Source organism: Pseudonocardia sp. ICBG1142, from assembly GCF_020496255.1.
Lineage (GTDB): Bacteria > Actinomycetota > Actinomycetes > Mycobacteriales > Pseudonocardiaceae > Pseudonocardia.
On sequence record NZ_JAHLJC010000036.1, the window covers coordinates 12875 to 29551 of the forward strand.

At 69.6% G+C, this 16677-nt stretch carries 16 protein-coding genes; 4 read left to right on the top strand and 12 right to left on the bottom strand.

Annotated features, from left to right (window positions below; genetic code table 11):
• Positions 1–186: 186 nt before the first annotated feature.
• From KPL59_RS33135 to KPL59_RS33145, 3 genes are all read right to left on the bottom strand, one after another.
• On the bottom strand, positions 187–1710 hold the full coding sequence (locus KPL59_RS33135; RefSeq protein WP_226363141.1) for a helicase HerA domain-containing protein: 1524 nt from the start codon (positions 1708–1710) through the stop codon (positions 187–189).
• A gap of 125 nt (positions 1711–1835) precedes the next feature.
• The gene (locus KPL59_RS33140) at positions 1836–3383 is read right to left on the bottom strand and encodes an SCO6880 family protein (protein ID WP_226363140.1); all 1548 of its coding nucleotides are present in this window, start codon (positions 3381–3383) and stop codon (positions 1836–1838) included.
• Positions 3384–3385: 2 nt separating this feature from the next.
• A complete protein-coding gene (locus KPL59_RS33145; RefSeq protein WP_226363139.1) occupies positions 3386–4684 on the bottom strand; it encodes a hypothetical protein in 1299 nt (432 codons plus the stop codon).
• 97 nt (positions 4685–4781) lie between these two features.
• Here KPL59_RS33145 and KPL59_RS33150 point away from each other — a divergent pair, with 97 nt between their 5' ends.
• Positions 4782–5276, top strand: a complete 495-nt coding sequence (locus KPL59_RS33150) for a hypothetical protein (RefSeq protein WP_226363138.1) — start codon at positions 4782–4784, stop codon at positions 5274–5276.
• Here KPL59_RS33150 and KPL59_RS33155 read toward each other — a convergent pair.
• Positions 5273–5605, bottom strand: a complete 333-nt coding sequence (locus KPL59_RS33155) for a hypothetical protein (RefSeq protein ID WP_226363137.1) — start codon at positions 5603–5605, stop codon at positions 5273–5275. The genes KPL59_RS33150 and KPL59_RS33155 overlap by 4 nt on opposite strands.
• A gap of 42 nt (positions 5606–5647) precedes the next feature.
• On the bottom strand, positions 5648–5923 hold the full coding sequence (locus KPL59_RS33160) for a hypothetical protein (protein ID WP_226363136.1): 276 nt from the start codon (positions 5921–5923) through the stop codon (positions 5648–5650).
• A gap of 596 nt (positions 5924–6519) precedes the next feature.
• On the opposite strand from KPL59_RS33160, the gene KPL59_RS33165 reads away from it, so the two are divergent.
• Entirely contained in the window at positions 6520–7149 is a 630-nt protein-coding gene (locus tag KPL59_RS33165) for a hypothetical protein (protein ID WP_226363184.1), read from the top strand.
• Positions 7150–7225: 76 nt separating this feature from the next.
• Positions 7226–7444: a hypothetical protein gene (locus KPL59_RS33170; protein ID WP_226363185.1), complete on the top strand. Its 219-nt coding sequence runs from the start codon at positions 7226–7228 to the stop codon at positions 7442–7444.
• Between the two features lie 707 nt (positions 7445–8151).
• On the opposite strand, the gene KPL59_RS33175 is transcribed toward KPL59_RS33170, so the two are convergent.
• The gene (locus tag KPL59_RS33175; RefSeq protein ID WP_226359656.1) at positions 8152–8916 is read right to left on the bottom strand and encodes a transposase; all 765 of its coding nucleotides are present in this window, start codon (positions 8914–8916) and stop codon (positions 8152–8154) included.
• Between the two features lie 97 nt (positions 8917–9013).
• On the bottom strand, positions 9014–9538 hold the full coding sequence (locus tag KPL59_RS33180; RefSeq protein WP_226363186.1) for a hypothetical protein: 525 nt from the start codon (positions 9536–9538) through the stop codon (positions 9014–9016).
• Between KPL59_RS33180 and KPL59_RS33185 the strand changes: the two genes are divergently transcribed.
• Positions 9531–10742, top strand: a complete 1212-nt coding sequence (locus KPL59_RS33185) for a transglycosylase family protein (RefSeq protein ID WP_226363187.1) — start codon at positions 9531–9533, stop codon at positions 10740–10742. The two genes, KPL59_RS33180 and KPL59_RS33185, sit on opposite strands and share 8 nt — an antisense overlap.
• A gap of 5 nt (positions 10743–10747) precedes the next feature.
• On the opposite strand, the gene KPL59_RS33190 is transcribed toward KPL59_RS33185, so the two are convergent.
• The 5 genes from KPL59_RS33190 to KPL59_RS33210 form a co-directional block, all read right to left on the bottom strand.
• Positions 10748–12808 carry a site-specific integrase gene (locus KPL59_RS33190; protein ID WP_226363188.1) on the bottom strand — a complete coding sequence of 687 codons (2061 nt, stop codon included), beginning with the start codon at positions 12806–12808 and terminating at the stop codon, positions 10748–10750.
• Positions 12805–13953, bottom strand: coding sequence for a tyrosine-type recombinase/integrase (locus tag KPL59_RS33195; RefSeq protein ID WP_226363189.1), 1149 nt, complete (start codon positions 13951–13953; stop codon positions 12805–12807). Before KPL59_RS33195 ends, KPL59_RS33190 begins: the two co-directional genes overlap by 4 nt.
• Before the next feature lie 84 nt (positions 13954–14037).
• Entirely contained in the window at positions 14038–14757 is a 720-nt protein-coding gene (locus tag KPL59_RS37340; RefSeq protein WP_226363190.1) for a DDE-type integrase/transposase/recombinase, read from the bottom strand.
• Between the two features lie 88 nt (positions 14758–14845).
• A complete protein-coding gene (locus KPL59_RS33205) occupies positions 14846–15025 on the bottom strand; it encodes a transposase (RefSeq protein ID WP_308187997.1) in 180 nt (59 codons plus the stop codon).
• 124 nt (positions 15026–15149) lie between these two features.
• Positions 15150–16412 carry a GNAT family N-acetyltransferase gene (locus tag KPL59_RS33210; protein WP_226358242.1) on the bottom strand — a complete coding sequence of 421 codons (1263 nt, stop codon included), beginning with the start codon at positions 16410–16412 and terminating at the stop codon, positions 15150–15152.
• Positions 16413–16677: the final 265 nt, after the last annotated feature.

Genomic DNA, 16677 nt, shown 5'->3' on the forward strand with positions numbered 1-16677 from the left:
AGCTTGCACCCCGCTATCGACAGAGCTGCCGATGGAGCTGCCGATGGAGCTGCCGATGGAGCTGCCGGAAGCGATGTCGCTGATGGTGGCTGTGGTGCTGTCGAGGTGATAGCGGCCTTCGGGTGGTGCCGTTGATGCAGGTCACGGGGCTCGGGGGCGGGCTGGTCGGCCATGGGTATCTCCTGGTCAGTGCTGGTGTCGGGGTGGGTGCCAGGTGTGTTCGGTGTGGTAGAGGTCGAGTTCGTCGCTGGTGAGGCTCAGGTGGATGGGGAGGCCGGTGCGGCCGCCGGATTTGATCAAATATTTGCCGCGGCCGGGGTGGAGTTGTCCGGGGACCCAGGTGGGTGGGGCGGCCCAGCCGTGGACCATCGCGGTCTCGGCGTCGCTGAGTGGGGTGATGGCGTGGAGGCGGTCGAGGTCGGCGGTGTTCATGCCGCCGAGGACGGTGATGGCGTTGCGTCCGGCCAGCCCGCGGGCTTTCGCCCGGTCCTCGGGGGTGGGGAGGGCGTCGAGGTCGTCGAGGGAGTGGGTGACTTGGGCGGAGATCTCCCCACGCGAGCGACCGAGGCGGGTGACGCGGTCGGAGAGTTCGACCAGTCCGGGTGCGACGCGCAGAGCGCGCCAGAGTTCGTCCTGGACCCGGAACACCGTCCGGTGATGGCCGCGGGCGCCTGCGGCGGTGATGGCGCTGGCCGCCCAGGCCCAGGCGGAGAGCATGGCGGCGGCGACGACGTCATCGTCGTCGTGGTCGAGCGCGGAGATGTCGAGCGAGAGGGCGGGGGTGTCGAGGTCGGTGGTGACGGTGGATGGTCGGTCGAACAGGCCGCGCATCGCGCCGGTACACAGCAACGCGAGGGTGTTGACCAGGTCGCGGGCCTCGCGCCGGTAGCGGGTCTCGGTGTCGGCGGCGGTGACAGCCAGCAGACTGGCCGGCGGGCTGGTCAGGACGTTGAGGATGTCACCGATCACCGGCTCGCCGTCGTCTGCTCTGCCGTCTGCGGTGGTGGTGTGGTCGCGGACGGTATCGAGGGCGGTGTCGAGTAGGCGGCGTTCGGTGACGGTGATCGGCCCCCGCCGCACGATCACGATCAGGGCCTCCAGCAGGGACAGGCGCCGCGTCCGGATCGTCTCGACCAGCTGGGTGCGTTCGGTGCCGACCGCGGCCCGTAGGGCGGCGCGCAGTGGTCCGGCGTCGAGGGGGTTCAGGGAGTGGTGGCCGCGGCCGAGGCGCCAGACGGTGCCGCCGAGATGCTCGACGAGGGCGGTGTATTCGCCTTTGACGTCGCCGGGGATCACCGCGGTCGCCCCGAACGCGACCAGCCCGGTGAGCAGCCGTTTCACGATCGTGGATTTCCCGATCCCGGGCTGGCCTTGGATCCACATGCCGGTGTTGGACACCAGACCCGACCGGAGCCAATGGGCGGGGTCCAGCCCGACGGGCTCACCGGTGTGCAAGTGGCGCCCGACGGGGACCCCGCGGGGCGCAGCACCCCCGGCCACCGCGAAGGGGAACAGGCCGCACACCTGGCTGGTCGTGGCCTGCCACATCATCCCGGGTTCGACGTTCGCCGCCCGGCCCCCACCGCGGGCGGGCCAGCCCCACGCCGGCGGCAGGTCCCGTCCTCGGGCCTGCTGCGCGGTGACGAGGTCGGGCGCGGCCGGATGTGCCGGCTCACCGGGGCGGCCGGGATCTAGGTGTGTCGTGGTCATGGACGCCTCATAGATGTCTCCGGTCCCTCTGGGGCTCTCCGGTCAGGTCTGGGTAAGTGTGGGCAGGTCACAGCAGGTGTAGGCGTGCATGGCTGTGTATGGGCAGGTACGGGCGTGGGTGGGTGTTAGTGGCGGTGGTGGAGTTCGTCGGGGTTGATGCCGAGGCCGAGGGCGGCGGCGAACCCGGCGGCGTGGGCGCCGTTGAGCCGGCGGATGCGGAGTTTGCTGTGTCCGGCGCGTTGTTCGCAGTCGGCGACCGCGGCGGGGAGCAGGGTCTGGTCGGTGACGGTGGTGGTGGTGTAGAGGGTGAAGCGGCCCAGGCCGGCGCCTTCGGCTTCTTCGCGGGCGGTCTGGATCGCGCGGGCGAGGTCGTCGCGGTCACGTTGGGTCTCGTCGCGTTTCGTCTTTCGCGCCCAGGAGCGGCGGATGTGGGTGTGGGTGATCTCCCGTTCCACCTCGGCGGCGGCCGCAGCGGCGTTGAAGGGGGTGTAGAGCAGGGTGGTGCGCCGGGCGAAGGGGCCGGGGGCCAGCAGTGGAGCGAGGATGCGGTCCATGACAGCTTGGCGCGGTGCGTCGATCATCGCCCAGGACACCGACATCCCCGAGTCGTGCCGCCAGTGATCCCAGGATTCGCGGGCGCGGATCGGGGCCGCGTCAGCCCACTCCGCCGCCCACCCCGATGTCGGGTGCTCTGCCGAGCCCGGCGGCACACCGCCGCCACCACCAGCAGCGCCAGCAGCGGCTGCAGCGGCAGTTGCTGCGAGATCAGCGCGGGCTGCGGGGTCGTAGGCGGCGCGTAGGTGATCGGTCAGCCAGGGGGTGGTGGCACGTCCCAGGACCGCGACCCCGGTCGCCGCGAGGGCTCGTTCGGTGCCGGGCAGCCACCGGGTGACCTCCGCGACCGCCGCGGGGAGGTCCGGGGGGCGTGGGGTGGCGCGGGATGGGTCGAAGCAGAGCGCGACGTAGGTGGTGACCTCGGCGGCGGAGGACGGGGCGGCGGCGGCGAGGGCGGCCATCACTGCCCGCGCCGCCGCCGGTGCGGCCGGGTCGAGTCGGGCGGTGACGTCGTCGCGCAGGGTCGCCCCGCCGGTGGGGGAGGTGTCCACGGTGACGCTGAGGTGGCGGATCATGGGTTGGTAGCCGAGGTCGGCAAGGAAGGCGCCCCATTGCGCGACCCAGGTGTCGGCTTGTGCGCGGTCGATCAAATCCAGCCCGACCGGGGAGACCCGCAGGACCGCGGTCAGGGTCCCGGTGCGCCGATCCCAGAGCAGGCCTTGGCGTGAGCCGCGGCCGTCGTCGGTCGAGAGCGGCACCACCGGGGCGAGGGGTCCGGGGAGGTCGTGGCGGCGGGGGTGCTCGGTCAACAGGCCGCCGGAGAGCTCGGTCCAGCCGGCCCGCTGGGCGCGGTGGAACCGCAGCCGTCGGGCGACCAGTCCGGTGATCGATTGGCCGTCGATCTTGACCACGGTGACCGCGACCGCGACCGCGACCGCACCGACCACGGCCAGGGCCAGGTCGGCGCGGCCGGAGCCGATCGCGACCAGGGCGGGGACGACCAGGGCGGTGAACACGACTTTCGTTTCGGTCGGGGACAGTGTGCCGATGCCGAACCCGCGGGCCCGGCGCCAATTCCCATAGGTCCGCCGTGTCGTCGGTGCGCTACTGCTGCTCATGGTCACCGTCCTGCCCCGTCGGTGTCGGTGCCTGCGCCGGGTGGGGCCGCCCCGGCACCCGATGGCCCGCCCACGCTGCCGGGCCTGTCTGCGCCGGGGTCGGGGTTGTTGTTGGTGGGGCTGGTCAGCTGGGCGGCGGTGGCCTCGGCCGCCGACTGCGTGGCCTGCACCGCCGCCGCTCCCGCGGCCGCCGCCGCGCCGACCCCCGACACCGCAGCACCAGCCGCAGCACCGGGCCCGGCGGCAGCGCCCGGCGCCGGGCCGGGGGCCGGTGACGGGGTGTTCTGCGGTCCGGCCGGTCCTCCAGAGCCCGCTCTTGGGGGATCGGTAGGCCTGCTGCCGGCGCTGCTCTCCCCAGCACCGGGGCTGGGGCCGATCGCTCCCGGGGACCCGGTCGGGCTCGTAGCAGGTGGGGTGGTCCAGGCCGGGGCGCTGTCGGGGCCGGTCAACTCCAGTGTGCGGGCGCTGCGCATCCCGGCCAGCGACACCGCCCCGGTCGCCGCACCAGCCACCATCCCACCCGCGGAACCGCTGGTGATCGTGGTGCCGGTGAAGGAGAAGAACCGCATCAACGCCGGTAACGCGATCACCGCGAGGGCGAGGATGACGATCCCGACCAGGATCGCCGCCCACTCCGGCCCACCCCCGGCAGGGGTGGGGGTGGACATGAGGGTCATCCCGATCGCGTAGATCAGCCCGGCGGCCGGTTTGTAGAAGATCAGCGCGGCGAGCCAGGCGATCACGGTCGGCAGCCACCGGCGGGTCGCCCCGGACAGCGCCCCGGCCGCGGCGATCGGCAGGACCGCGATCAGCACGAAGATCCCCGCCTGGCGGACGAACATCGCCAGCCACTGCAACGCACCCAGGACCAGGACGACGGTGCCGAGCAGGATCTGCGACCCGACCCCCATCTGCGAGCGTTGCAGGACGGTGGTGAGGCGGTCGACGAACTCCGGCAGCGCCGCCCCCAGGAACTCCGTGGTCGCCGCGTCCGCGGCGGCCAGCACGGTGACGGTGAGCAGGACCCCGACCGTGGTGGCCAGCACGAACCGGATGAGCCCGGCCGCGGACTCGAGGAGAGGTTCACCGCGGCGGGTCAGGATCATCTTCCCCACCTGACACAGCAGACAGATGGTGACGATCGCGGCCACGATCGGCCCGGTCAGCACCGCGAACCGCTCCGCATGCGCAGCCAGGCCGTCGAACACCGTCTCCTCGGCCAGCCACCACGTCAACAACGCGGCCAGGATCTCCGCTGCGGACTCCGCCAGAGCGCCCCCGGGATCTGTCCAGAACCCCACCTCACATCACCTCCGCCGACGCAGGCGTGGACGTGGACGTGGACGTACGGGATGCCGGGCGGTGACCGGCCGGGGCGGCCGGGAAGGATGACCGACCGTGAGTGACGGCAAAGGCGAAGGTAATGGCGCAGGTGAGGGCGAGGTCGAGGGTGCTCTTCTCGTTTCGGTCGGGCAGGTGTTCCCGTCGCTGGGATGGAACCCGGTCGAGGTCAACTACATCCTCTCCGAATTCCTGATCGAGCAGATCCGGGAAGACCGCATCGTCGACGCGACCGTCGCGCCGCTGCCCGACCCGACCGACGGGGTCGTGCTGACGGTGACGGTGCTCGCCACGGGGGAGCTGCCCGGCGGGACCGCGGTCGCCGACGGTGTCGCGCAGGCGGTGTCGGCGATGCAGTCGGCCTGGTTGTGGCTCAACCCCGGCCTGTCCGCGAACGGTCTCGCAGAACTGGATGAGGAGATCATCCGCCGGATGATCTTGTTCGGTGGGCGGGACCTGCAGGTCCGTTACCTCGATGCGCCCACCCCGGAAGAGGAACTCGACGTCTCCGGGTTCATCCGCTCCCAGCTCCTCGTCGACCCCCAGCCCTAGAGGAAGACCGCGACGATCCCCGAGGCTCCCGCGGCCAGGGCGAGACCGCCGACGACCCACAGGGTGCCGGTCAGGCCGTCGATGGCCATCGCATGATTCCGTTTCCGGCCGACGACGATCATCCCCGCACACACCAGCAGCCCGACCACCCCGGCGGCGATCAGACCCCACTTGATCCAGCCGATGATCTGATCGACGAAGTCGCCCAGCTTCCCCGGTGGGCGCTGCGCGGGTGGGTCCGGCGGCGCCACCTGCCCCGGCACCAGACCCGGGTCCAGGGCGGTGAGCGTGTCGGACGCCGACACCGCAGCGGTCATCACCAGGGACATGAGAGCTCCTCGAACGGGGAGGCGGCAGTGCCGCGGTGGTGGTCATGCCGGACGCACCCGAGCACCCGGTGACGCCACCACGACCGGACCGACCGGAGCGGCGGGAGCGGCGTCGGCCGGGGCCGACCTGACGTCGTGCTCAGGGAGGGCGGCGTGGTCGGGGAGGGCGGCGTGGTCGGGGAGGGCGAGGACGGCGTCGATCACCTGTCCCAGCGCGCGGACCAGCGCTCGTTCGGGTTTCGACAACTCCGCGGGGTCGAGGGCGAGGAGCTGGGCGGCGCGCTGGATCGGGCGCAGCATGTCCCGCCAGACGGTCACGAGGGGGATGGGCACGATCCCGGCGGTGTGTGGCTCGATACTGCGTAGCCGATTCCGCGTATTCGAACCCCATGCCGCGCCAGGAGCATCAGCGACCACAGCCAGCACCGGCGGGCCCGGGGTGTGCTGCAACGCGTGCGCCGCCCCGCCGACCGAGGACACCGTCGACCGGCACACCAACACCGCCACCTCGGTCTGCGCCCGGTAAACACCCCGGTCCACACCGCCCACCGCGGCCGCGAGCAGCGAGGTGCCGACCCCACCGGCAACCCCGGCCACACACGGACGCTCCCGCGCCCCCACCACCTCACCCCAGCCCTACCCCCGACACACCGCCGGGAAATAGCATCGGACTGAACGGAATCATAAGCAGTGAAACCATACATGCCTCGGCGAGACGCTGTGCACGAACGCGACAGCCGCGTCCGGGCCGAGGTGCAGGCACGGTCGGCGACCCGGCAACGCCCCCTGCGCGTGGCCGGGTGGTTGTTGCGGGGCGTAGTAACGCCGGTACCTGCGGCAACGATATCGTGGAACGCGAGACCGGACACGACGGACATGGCGGACACAGCGGGTGGAGAGGGAGGTTCGGGGCGGTGGAGCGGTCGTTCCTCGAACCCGACCTGCGGCGCGACCGTCACGGGCGGCTCGGCACGGCCCTCGGTGTGATCATCGCCGGGGTCGTGACCCTGGGCGGGGCGATACTGCTGTCGGTGTCACTACTGTCCAGCATCGGGCCGCCACCCAAGGCCGCGTCCGCGGTCGGCGCTGCCGTCGTAACCCCCGACAACGTGGGAGTGGCCTCGGTCGATCCGCTGGTCACCGCGCAGCGCTGGCTGATCGCCACCCGCACGGTCTCCTACACCGACCCCGGCCCACTCGCCTGGACCGCCCGGGTCGCGCCACTGCTGACCGGGCCCGCCGCCCGCGCCAACACCCGACTCGCCGCCCACGGGGCCCGCACCGGGGGTGGCTGGCCGCAACTGGTCGCCGACCGCTGCACCATCACTGTCACCGGGCTGGCCGCGGTGATCCCCCCGGAAGCCCCGCGTAGTAGTGACCGGGTCGCGGTCCAGGTCTCCGGTACCGTCCACACCCGCTGCATCACCAACACCGGGCCACGGACACCATCCGAACCCGTCGCAGCGACGCTCACCCTGACCCGCGGCGGCACCGACCCCCACGGCGGTGACCAACTCTGGCGCGTCCACGAACACCTCCACTGAACCGGCACCTGCAGCACCACAACCAGACGAGACGATCTTCGGAACACATGGTCACGAAAGGAACGTTGAGCACCCTGTGAGCGGTGTACTCGTCCGGATGACCTGCTGCGGACACACCTGGGTCGGGGTCGACCGCGCCCACTGCTGCCGACGCACCGGCGGCTGCGGACACGTCTTCGACGACGCCACCCTGTGGGACACCCACCGCGTCGACCACGACGACACCACCGTCTGTCTCGACCCCGCCACACTCGGCCTGACCACCACCAAAAACGGCATCTGGATCCAGCCGTAAAGCCCGACAAGCGATATCGTCTCCGGTTCGCTTTCATGCAGTATTCACGGTGGTGTGGAGTTCTCTTTCTTTGCGGGACGTAAGTTGTTCATGATGACATGGCCTGGCGACTGAGTCCGTCATGTTGTTGCTGCGTGCACAGTTGTGTTTCATCGTGACTTTACACAATGTATCTTTCCTTGGGCTGATGGGCGAGTCATTCTGTGGCGGTGATCAGCGCCAGCCGGAGCGGTCGTAGGTATTTTTATTCTGAGTGTGCGGGTATGAGTCGCCAGGCACACATGCTGGCTGCGGTCGCAGCACCGGTATGCATCATCATTCTCGGTATCAGTGGTGTCCTGCTCGGTGGATGGCTGCCGCCTCAGATCGGACCAGGCGATAGCGCTGCGGTCGTTGCGGGCTATTACGCGCAGAATGCTTTGCGGGTTCGCGTCGGTGCGGTGCTCGCGATGATCTCGTTCGGTGTCATCCCGGTGTGGGGTGCGGCGATGGCCGCACAGACCCGGCGGAAAGAGGGCGCGTTCCCGGTTCTGGCCTATGTGCAGGTGGCGTGTATGGCGGTGGGGACAGCGCAGATCGTGCTCAACACGGCGCTGTGGGCGACAGCGGCGTTTCGTGCGGGTGAGGTGTCGCCGGAGATCACGCAAACACTCAATGATGCTGGGTTCATCATCTTCCTCGGTACATGGAGGCTTATTCAGGCTCCGTCAGGTAAGTGTGTAGAAGATGAGTCCGATGACTGCCGAGATTGTCGTTTTAAATGTGGCGTAGGGCCGCCGGTAGTCTGTGTGGAGAACTTTCCACGTTTTGATATGGGCGATGACTCGTTCGATGGTGGCGCGTGTGTGGTTGAGGCTCTTGTTGAATGTTTTTTGCCAGTTGAGAAGTTCCCGGCCGGGTGGTTTTTTGAACGGGGTGAGCATGCCGCGCCCGATGTATCCTTTATCGCCGATCGGGGGGTATGTGGCGAGGTGGTCGAGGGCGCCGGATTGGTCGAGGCAATATAGGTCGTGTCGGGAGCCTGGGGTCGGGTCGGAGATCCACGACAGCTGCCCTTCCAGGGTGGCTGCGACCTGGACGACGACGCCGGTGGTGCGATGCTTGCCCGACCACAGACCCGGCACCGCGGCCCATGACCAGCAGGGCAGCAAGGTTCCATCGATGATGTACTGCCGATCGGCACGAAGCTCCTCTGCCGTCGGAACGACACTCCGCAGCGCCTGTGCCAGCAACGGTGTCACCCCCGTGATCGCTCGACTAACCGTCGACTGCGACACCCCATAGGTTTCCGCCAACTCCCACTGCACACGATTCCCGCGCAGATACGCCAACGTGATCACCACCGACCAGAACAACCCCAGAACCGGCGGCCAAGACAAACGTGCCTCCGTCGCGTCCCGCTGATCCTGCTCATACACTATAGCGACAAGATCCTGAATTTCATCACGCCGGAAACCAGTGGTATAGTACATACTGCGGCAGCCCGTTCATCTCGGATTGATTCGGCAAACCAATATTCGCGATGGACGGGCTGTCGCCCAACCCGACACGCCGGGCTAGATCGTTATTTCACGGGGCCTGAATAAGCCTCCAGGAGGTCGGTGTGCGCCTGGCCGCGGCGGGGCTCGGCCCCACCCCCGCCAGCCTGGTGACGCCGCCGCCTGCGGCCGACCTCCTCGACGACACCGCCGCCAGCGCCAGCGCGGCGCTCGGCGCTGTCGACCAGGCCCGGACCGCGGTCACCGCACCAGCGGCGCCGACGGAACGGGTGGAGCGGTCGCGGGTGGCGGCGCCGCCGGTACCGGTGGCCTGCACCGACCACAACCGCCCGGCTACGCCTCCGGCGTCCCCGGGAACACCGCCCGCGGAGAAAAAGACCGCCCCGAGCACCGACCCGGCTGCTGCTGCGCTGCCCGCAGTCGCCGCACCCACCACGACAGCACCGACGACCACCGGCCCCGACAGCAGCAGCGACGGTGGCCGTGCCACCGACAGCCGGGACGCCGCCGATCCCGCCCCGAGCAGCGCGACGACCAGGCCCCGAACCTCGACACCACCCGCGACCTCGCCCTCGTCGTCGAACCGCGTGGTCACCGACGTCCAGACCAGTCCAGGACGAGCGACGTCGGCGGAGGACGCTGCGACGGCGCGGGCGGCGATCGGGATGGTCAGCGACCTGCTGTCCGCGATCGCCGCTGACGGGGGCGCCGACGCCACCCAGCTCGGGGCGACCGTCCTCGACGCCCTCGACTCCGATCGCCTCGCCGCGCTGGGCGCCGACCCCGCCGACCTGGACGTCCTCGACCGTCTCCGCACCACCGCCAACACCAGCACCACCGCCAACACCAGCGGCAGCGGCAGCGGGCAGGGCAGCGAGACCAGGACAGGCCCAACCACCACCGACAGCGACCAGCCCACGGCAGGCACGGCCCCGACACCGAAGCAGACGCAGGAGCAGACGGCGGAGCAGCCGGCGGCGGGCGAGACCGGAGTCCGGCCCGGCGCTCCGATCACCCGCACCCAGACCAGCCGTAACGGCGCCGCCACCGAGACCACCTCCGCCCCGGGCGCGGCCGCCGAGAGCGGCGCTGGCCGGGACACCAACCTGGGCCAGGACACGAGCACGACCTCCGATGCCCAGACCAGCGGATCGGAAGCGGGTTCGGTGTCGGCGGGTATCGAGAAGTTGACCGCGCAGGCCCGCGCCGCGGCCGAGGTCGACCCGGTCGCTCAGGACCTGCTCGACGCCCTCGACCGCACCACCGGCAGCAGCACCGGTGACGGTGCTGGTGTGAAGGACAGCGCCGAGCGCGGTCGGGTCGGCGGGGCGACCAGCGACAACGCTCCCGCCAGGAACGACACCGCTGACGACGACACCGACGCCGACACTGAAGACGGCGCTGAAGACGATGCTGCTGCTGGTGGTGGTCGGGTCGGGACCGGGTCGTCGCCGACCGACGACCCGCCCCAGGACGACCCGACCACGAAGGACGACCACGACACCCGCGGCGGCACCGCTGGGGCGCAGCCGCGTCGGCCTGCGGTGGGGGCCGAGCCGCCGCCGGAGCAGACAGACGGAGGAGTCGCGACCTCGGCGGCGGGCTCGACCTGGGACAAGCTAGCCCAGTGCGAGTCCGGTGGCGACTGGAGCACGAACACGGGCAACGGCTTCTCCGGCGTTATCCGAACAGATCCGCAGCGGGATGACGTATATCACTGCCCGTCGGGGCTGGGCGGAGTGTTCGCAGGGATCTGGACGTCGATCAGCGCGTCGTTGCTCTCGAAGTTGGTGTCATGAGGGCATCAGCAGGTGTCGAGCTCATCGAGGAGTTCCTGGATCCGTCGGGCCGTCCGCCGGTGGCGCTCGGCTTCGCGGTCCCAGCCGCGGTTCTCGGCGTCGCAGATGAGCTGCTGTTCTGTGCGCAGCCGGGTCTGCAGACGAGGTGTGTAGTCGGGTGTGGTGACGAACTTCGAGCAGGTCAGGTAGAGGTCACACTCGCATGGCCCTTCCTGGGGCAGACGCAGGCATCGACCCAGTTCGAGCTCGGTCTTGTAGAAATTCGTCGACAGCCAGTTCACCGCTTCCGCAGTGAGGTCACCGTTGCGGATCGCCTCAGCCTGCGGCCCGGCCAGGACCGCCCCGGGAGCGAGCACCGCCTGGTAGTCGGCGAGGACGACGGGATCGGACAGGCTGGTGTAGGTCATCGACATGCCCGCGGAGCGGTGTCCGAGGACCTTCATGATGGTCTGGATCTTCGCGCCTCGTTCACCGAGCTGGGTGCCCATGGTGTGCCGGAAGCGGTGCGGGTGGACCAGCGCCTTGCCATGGTCGTCGACCAGACCCAACGCGCGGCAGACCTCGGTCAGCCCGACCTTGAACAGGTAGTCCGGGCTGGTCAGGCGCCCGTTGCGCAGGAACAGGTAGCGAACCGTCCGGCCGAGTCGCTGGTCGAACAGCGGCTGGTCGGTCTGCGCGCGGCGACGCGCGGCCAGGTCGCGGACGGCCTCGGCGGCCTCGGGGTGGATCGGGACGACCCGTTCCTTGGCCGACTTGCCCGCGGCGAGGCGCAGGCGGTGGGTGCCGTCGGGGTAGGTGTCGAGGCAGTCCAGCTCGAGCTTGCGGATCTCCCCGCTGCGGGCCCCGCTCCGGCGGGCGACCAGCAGTGCAGTGCGCTGCAGCGGATCAGCCAGGCCGCGGATGCCGTCCATGAGCGGGTCGAGCTGCTCGGCGGGGATGAACCGCGGGACGCGCTCGATCCTGCGAGGAACGTCAGAGCTGGTCAGCGGGGGTTTGGTGGGCATGTGGGGCCACTCGTTGATCGCGGCGTGGCGGAAGAACCGTGCGACGTTGCCGATGACGCCGTCGCGATAGACCGCCGAGAGCGGCTGCTCGGGATGTTTCCACTTGCGCTGGTGGGGCAACCAGGCCAGGAACTCCAGCAGAGCGGGCCGGTCGAGCCCGGCCAAGGTGGTCTGCTCGGGTCGGGTCTCGACGTGCCAGACAGCCAGCCGCAGCAGGCCCGAGCGGACCTGGGTGACGGTGCCGGGCGCACGTCGGACGGCGAGCTCTCGCAGATAGCGCCCCATCGCCTCCTCGACCGCGGGGACCGCGCTGAGCGCGGCCGGCGGACGGGGTTGCTTGCGCAGCGGAAGGGCCTCGATGAACCCGGCGTGGAACAGCGCGACCCCGGTCTGGGTGACGCTGCTGTGCCAGGCCGTCGGGAACCCGGACTGCATCCGGACCTTCAGGTCGAGCTGCTCGATCTCGGGCAGCGAGGTAACGGTGCGGATGGCCGTGCGCAGCTCGTCGATCTCGGCCAGGGACAACGTCGTGATGTCGGGGTTGGCTCGGTGCAGGATCAGCCGCGGCAGCGCCCAGGGCAGGCTCTTGTTGACGGTGGGGACCGACAGACCCCGTCCGAGCTCCTGCTCACGCAGGGCGGCCATCTGCGCGCGCAGCGGCAGGCCCAGCCCGTCGGCGATAGCGAGGATCCGCAGGTTCGCCGCCCCGAACAGCCACGGCCAGTCCAGGCGCAGCCGCCCGGTCAACGACAGATAGAACAGGTAGGACCGCGCTCGGAAGCTCGCCGTCGCGCCCGCCGGGTCGACCAGCGGGCCCGCCGGGCCGGGGCGCGCGTTGATTGTGGGACCGACTCGTTCCGCCAGCGGACGACGGGCCCACCGCGTCATCGACGGGTAGTAGGCGACGAACTCCGCCCGGGCCTGCAGCAGCATCGGTGTCCAGTTCTTCGAGCCGCGCAGTCCGCCGTGGACGAACCGCTCGTACTCATCGGCCGAGGCGTGCGAGGGACCCGAGTAGCCGTCGGTGGTGCGCAGTGACCGCGAACGTCGTGGCGCGTTCATCGCGCCGTGTCCGGCTGCGGGGCCTGCTCCAGGGCGGTCCGGTAGTCGTCGCGGACCTGGTGGTCGGTGAGCCGGACGTAGACCTTGGTCGAGTCCGGGTGGGCGTGCCCGAGGCGGCGCATCAGGGTCAGCTCTCGCATCCCGAGCTCGACCATCCGGGTGGCGTGGGTGTGGCGCAGGCTGTGCGGCGTCAGCCAGGGCTCGCGGACCCCGGCACGGGTCGCAGCCCGCTGGAACATCCGGACCAGGCCGTCGTAGCTCAGCGCGTGGTCTCTGCGGTCGCCTCGGCCACCGACCAGGAACAGCAGCGGGGTCTGGGCCTCCGGTGGGCGTTCGAGCAGCACGTAGCGGTTCAAGGCCGGGAGTGCCCTGTCCTCGAGCAGGTCCACCACCCGATCACGGCGGGACTTCTGCCGTGCGCCCTGCGGGTGATCGTCGCGGTGGCAGACGGTGACCCGTTTCCGACCGTAGGAGATGTCCTCCAGATGCAAGCCCAGCACCTCGCCCGGTCGCAGGCCGCCCTCGTGCATGAGCTCGAGCAGCGCCCGATCGCGCAGCTTGTCCAGCTGCCCCAGCAGCACCAGGTAGGTCTCGTCCGGGACCGGGCGCGGCAGTGTGTCAACGGTGCGGACCCGCAAGATCCGACGGACCAGGCGCTGATCGGCGCTGGTCAGCAGCGGTGGCCGATGTCGGCCCAGCACACGAGCCGAAGCCTGGTCGGCCTCGCGCAGGATCGGGTTCTCCACCTGCGAGTAGCCGCCGCAGCTGATCAGGAACTCATAGAACGACGACACCGCGGACAGCACCCGATTGCAGGTGCGCGCCGACAACCGCCGGCCGTCCCCACTGACCAGACCGAGCTGGCTGCGCTGCGCCCTCCCAGCCGAGGACTGAACCCTCAGCCAAGCCAAGAACTCCGTGGCCAACATCGGGGAGAACCCGCTGACCGGCTCGCCGCGCTCGTCGAGGAACTGCAGCAGTTTCATCAGATCGTAGGCGTAAGCCCGGACCGTGTTCGGAGAGAAATCCCGCACGGCCAACGACGACAGGAACGCCGAGACCTCCGACACCGGCAAGCCGGAGTCCTCGACCAGCATCACCGCCGGCTCTCCCAGCCGCCCCGGCTCGCACTTCACCACTCGCATGACCGCGAACTAGATCATGAAACACGGTCGTCTGACCTGCAGCTTCCTCGGAGCGCAGGAGCAAGTGTCCAGATAAACGGTGCGTTATCGAAGCACGACCCGACCCGGCCCATCGACTGGCGGACCCCGAGCCGACGGCACAGGGCGGTGAACGCCTCCGCGGTGTAGGTGGAGCTTCTGTCCGGTGTGGAACACGACTACGTCGACGTGGGCGTGTCCACCTCGGTCCGCGACTGCTGTCTTCAACGCTGCGCAGGCCAGCTCCGCGTTCGGGTGTGGTCCGGTCGCTGCGCCCAGCAGACGGCGGGCGTAGAGATCGATGACCGTGGCCAGGTACAACTTCCCCGACCCGGTGGGGACCTCGGTCATGTCCCCGACCCAGCGGGTGTTCGGATCGACAGCGGTGAAATCCCGTCGGCGCAGGTCCGGGAACACCGGGGCGGCCTTGTCCGGGCGGGTCAGCCCGCTACGGCGCCGGACCCGGCGCGCGACCAGGCCTTGTCGGCGCATCGACGCCGCGCCGGTCTTCTCGCTCACCACCCAGCCGGCATCACGAAGATCGCCCAGCAGCCGTGGGGACCCGTGCACACGACGAGCCCGGCCGAACGCCTCGGCCACGGCCCGGTCGAGCTGGGCCCGGCGACGGTCCCGATCGGTGTGCAGGCCGGTCCCGGCCTCGGGGCCGGCGTCGCGAGCGGCCCACTTGTAGAACCAGGGCACCGAGACTCCCAACAGGTCGCAGGACAGCACGTGCGGCACCCGGTACAAGGTCCTCTGGTCAGCGATGAAGCGTGCCACGCTCACCTCGTCGCCTCTTTCACCCACCCGACCACGGATCGCTTGAGGACATCACGCTCCATCCGGAGCTCGGCGTTCTCCGCGCGGAGGCGTTTCAGCTCCGCGACCGCGTCCGGGCCAGCCCGTCGCGGCCGGCAGCATCGTCACGTGCACGGGTCACCCACGTGCCCAACGTGCCCTCGTTGATCCCCAGATCGCGGGCGACCTGCGCGATCGGTTTCCCCGTCTCGGCAACGATCCGGACCGCCTCGTCACGGAACTCCCGGTCGTACACCCTGCGTGTCTCTGACATCGCCACTCCCTATAGCCGATGCCTCCACGATCCGGGGGGGGGGGGGGGAAGCACACAGACTCCAGCCTGCACGGCGCAGACGCGCCGGCCCTTCTCAAACACGGTCTCAGAACCATGTACCTGCCCACGGGGCCGGGGCGGCGACGGCGAACAGCACGTCCGCTCGCGCGGCCGCTCCTGGGGTGTGCTCGACCCATAACCCGGCCGTGCACAATCTCGACGGCATCCGGTCACCGAGAAACGCTGGCATCAATGTGCTCGCACTACATTCCAGATCAGGCAGGACCCCCTTCGCCGGCTCGACACCACTCACCCCGATCCGCCAGGTACCGGCGCCATCACCCAGAGCGAGCGGTCCCGATTCACGCACCCGCAGCACCACCGGATCGCCCGACCCCCAGCTTCGAGCCGACAACGCGGCAGAAATATCGACGAGGCACGCCCACAGCTCATCACCCCGCCCGAGCACCTGCCGCTGACGTGAATCAGCAAGCATCAGATCAAGGTCCTCATCCAGCGGGCGCCCCCACCCCACCACCGAATCAACGAGATCCAGACCCGTCACAAACCGCCATAATCCAGCTGTAGCCGCCGCCGACGACGCCCATAATTGCTGGACCCCAACCTCGGCGGGCCAATCACGATCCGGACCGACCTTGCCGCTCACCCACACAACGAATCCGTCATCGCCCGCCGTTCCGGAATGCACAGCAATACCCTGATAACCCGAACCCGCGAACCCCGGCGTCGCCCCTGACGCCGGCTCCAGGGCATGCCGCCACCACTGCGGCGGACGAGTCAACCCACCGGGACGCCCACCAGCAAGGCGTTCCTGCAGAACAGGCAGCACGGCCGCCGCCTCGGCGCGATCCAGCATCCGGACCCGCCTCCCAGTCGCGGTGTCCGGGCCGCACTCGGGCCGCCACTCTGCCCGGACAGGGACACGCACCGTCTCACTCCGGGACACAACGCCGTAACCATAACGCCCGTAGATCCCCGTCTGTGTCGCATGCAGAACCGCCGCGACATCACCGCGCTCCCGGGCCTGGCCGAGCTGAGTGCCCATCAACGCAGACAACCGGCCCTTCCGTGTGGAATCAGCCCGAACTCCCACACCCGTCACTGCTGACGCGGAAACCCGGGCCCCACCCGGCAACGTCCACTGAGTCGGAAAGGAATGTGCTGTCCCGACAATCTCGCCATTCGCACCCCGGACGCCCAGCCAACACTCATCATCGAAAAGGTCGTCGCCGACCCACCCTTCACGCCATTCTTCGATACCCACCGGAGCTTTATGCAGCGCACCTAGAAACACATTGAACGCAGCACGGCGATCGACCAGATCAACAAGAACCTCAACATCGGCCACACTCAGGACCTCGAATCTCTCTAGTCGCTCACCACTACATGAAATCCACAGAGAAACCTGCACTCAGGGCAGCTATCGCCACCATCTACTCCATCGCGCGCCGTCGACCGCCGCGCCTGTCGGTGAGCACAGCCCCCTCACCGAGCGGCGATCAGTATCCGGGCGGCGTCGGGCTCGTGGGCTTGGACGAACATGACCCGCGCCGCAGCAGCAGCAACCGTGTGGTGCAGGTGACTCCGTACCCCGCGTTCCCGCAGCTCATCGG

Bases quoted from the DNA above. Each gene is read 5' to 3' on its own strand.
- KPL59_RS33140 (WP_226363140.1), bottom strand. From the start codon at position 3,383: ATGAGCAGCAGTAGCGCACCGACGACACGGCGGACCTATGGGAATTGG.
- KPL59_RS33155 (WP_226363137.1), bottom strand. From the start codon at position 5,605: ATGTCCCTGGTGATGACCGCTGCGGTGTCGGCGTCCGACACGCTCACC.
- KPL59_RS33135 (WP_226363141.1), bottom strand. From the start codon at position 1,710: ATGACCACGACACACCTAGATCCCGGCCGCCCCGGTGAGCCGGCACAT.
- KPL59_RS33190 (WP_226363188.1), bottom strand. From the start codon at position 12,808: ATGAACGCGCCACGACGTTCGCGGTCACTGCGCACCACCGACGGCTAC.
- KPL59_RS33175 (WP_226359656.1), bottom strand. From the start codon at position 8,916: ATGTACTATACCACTGGTTTCCGGCGTGATGAAATTCAGGATCTTGTC.
- KPL59_RS33195 (WP_226363189.1), bottom strand. From the start codon at position 13,953: ATGCGAGTGGTGAAGTGCGAGCCGGGGCGGCTGGGAGAGCCGGCGGTG.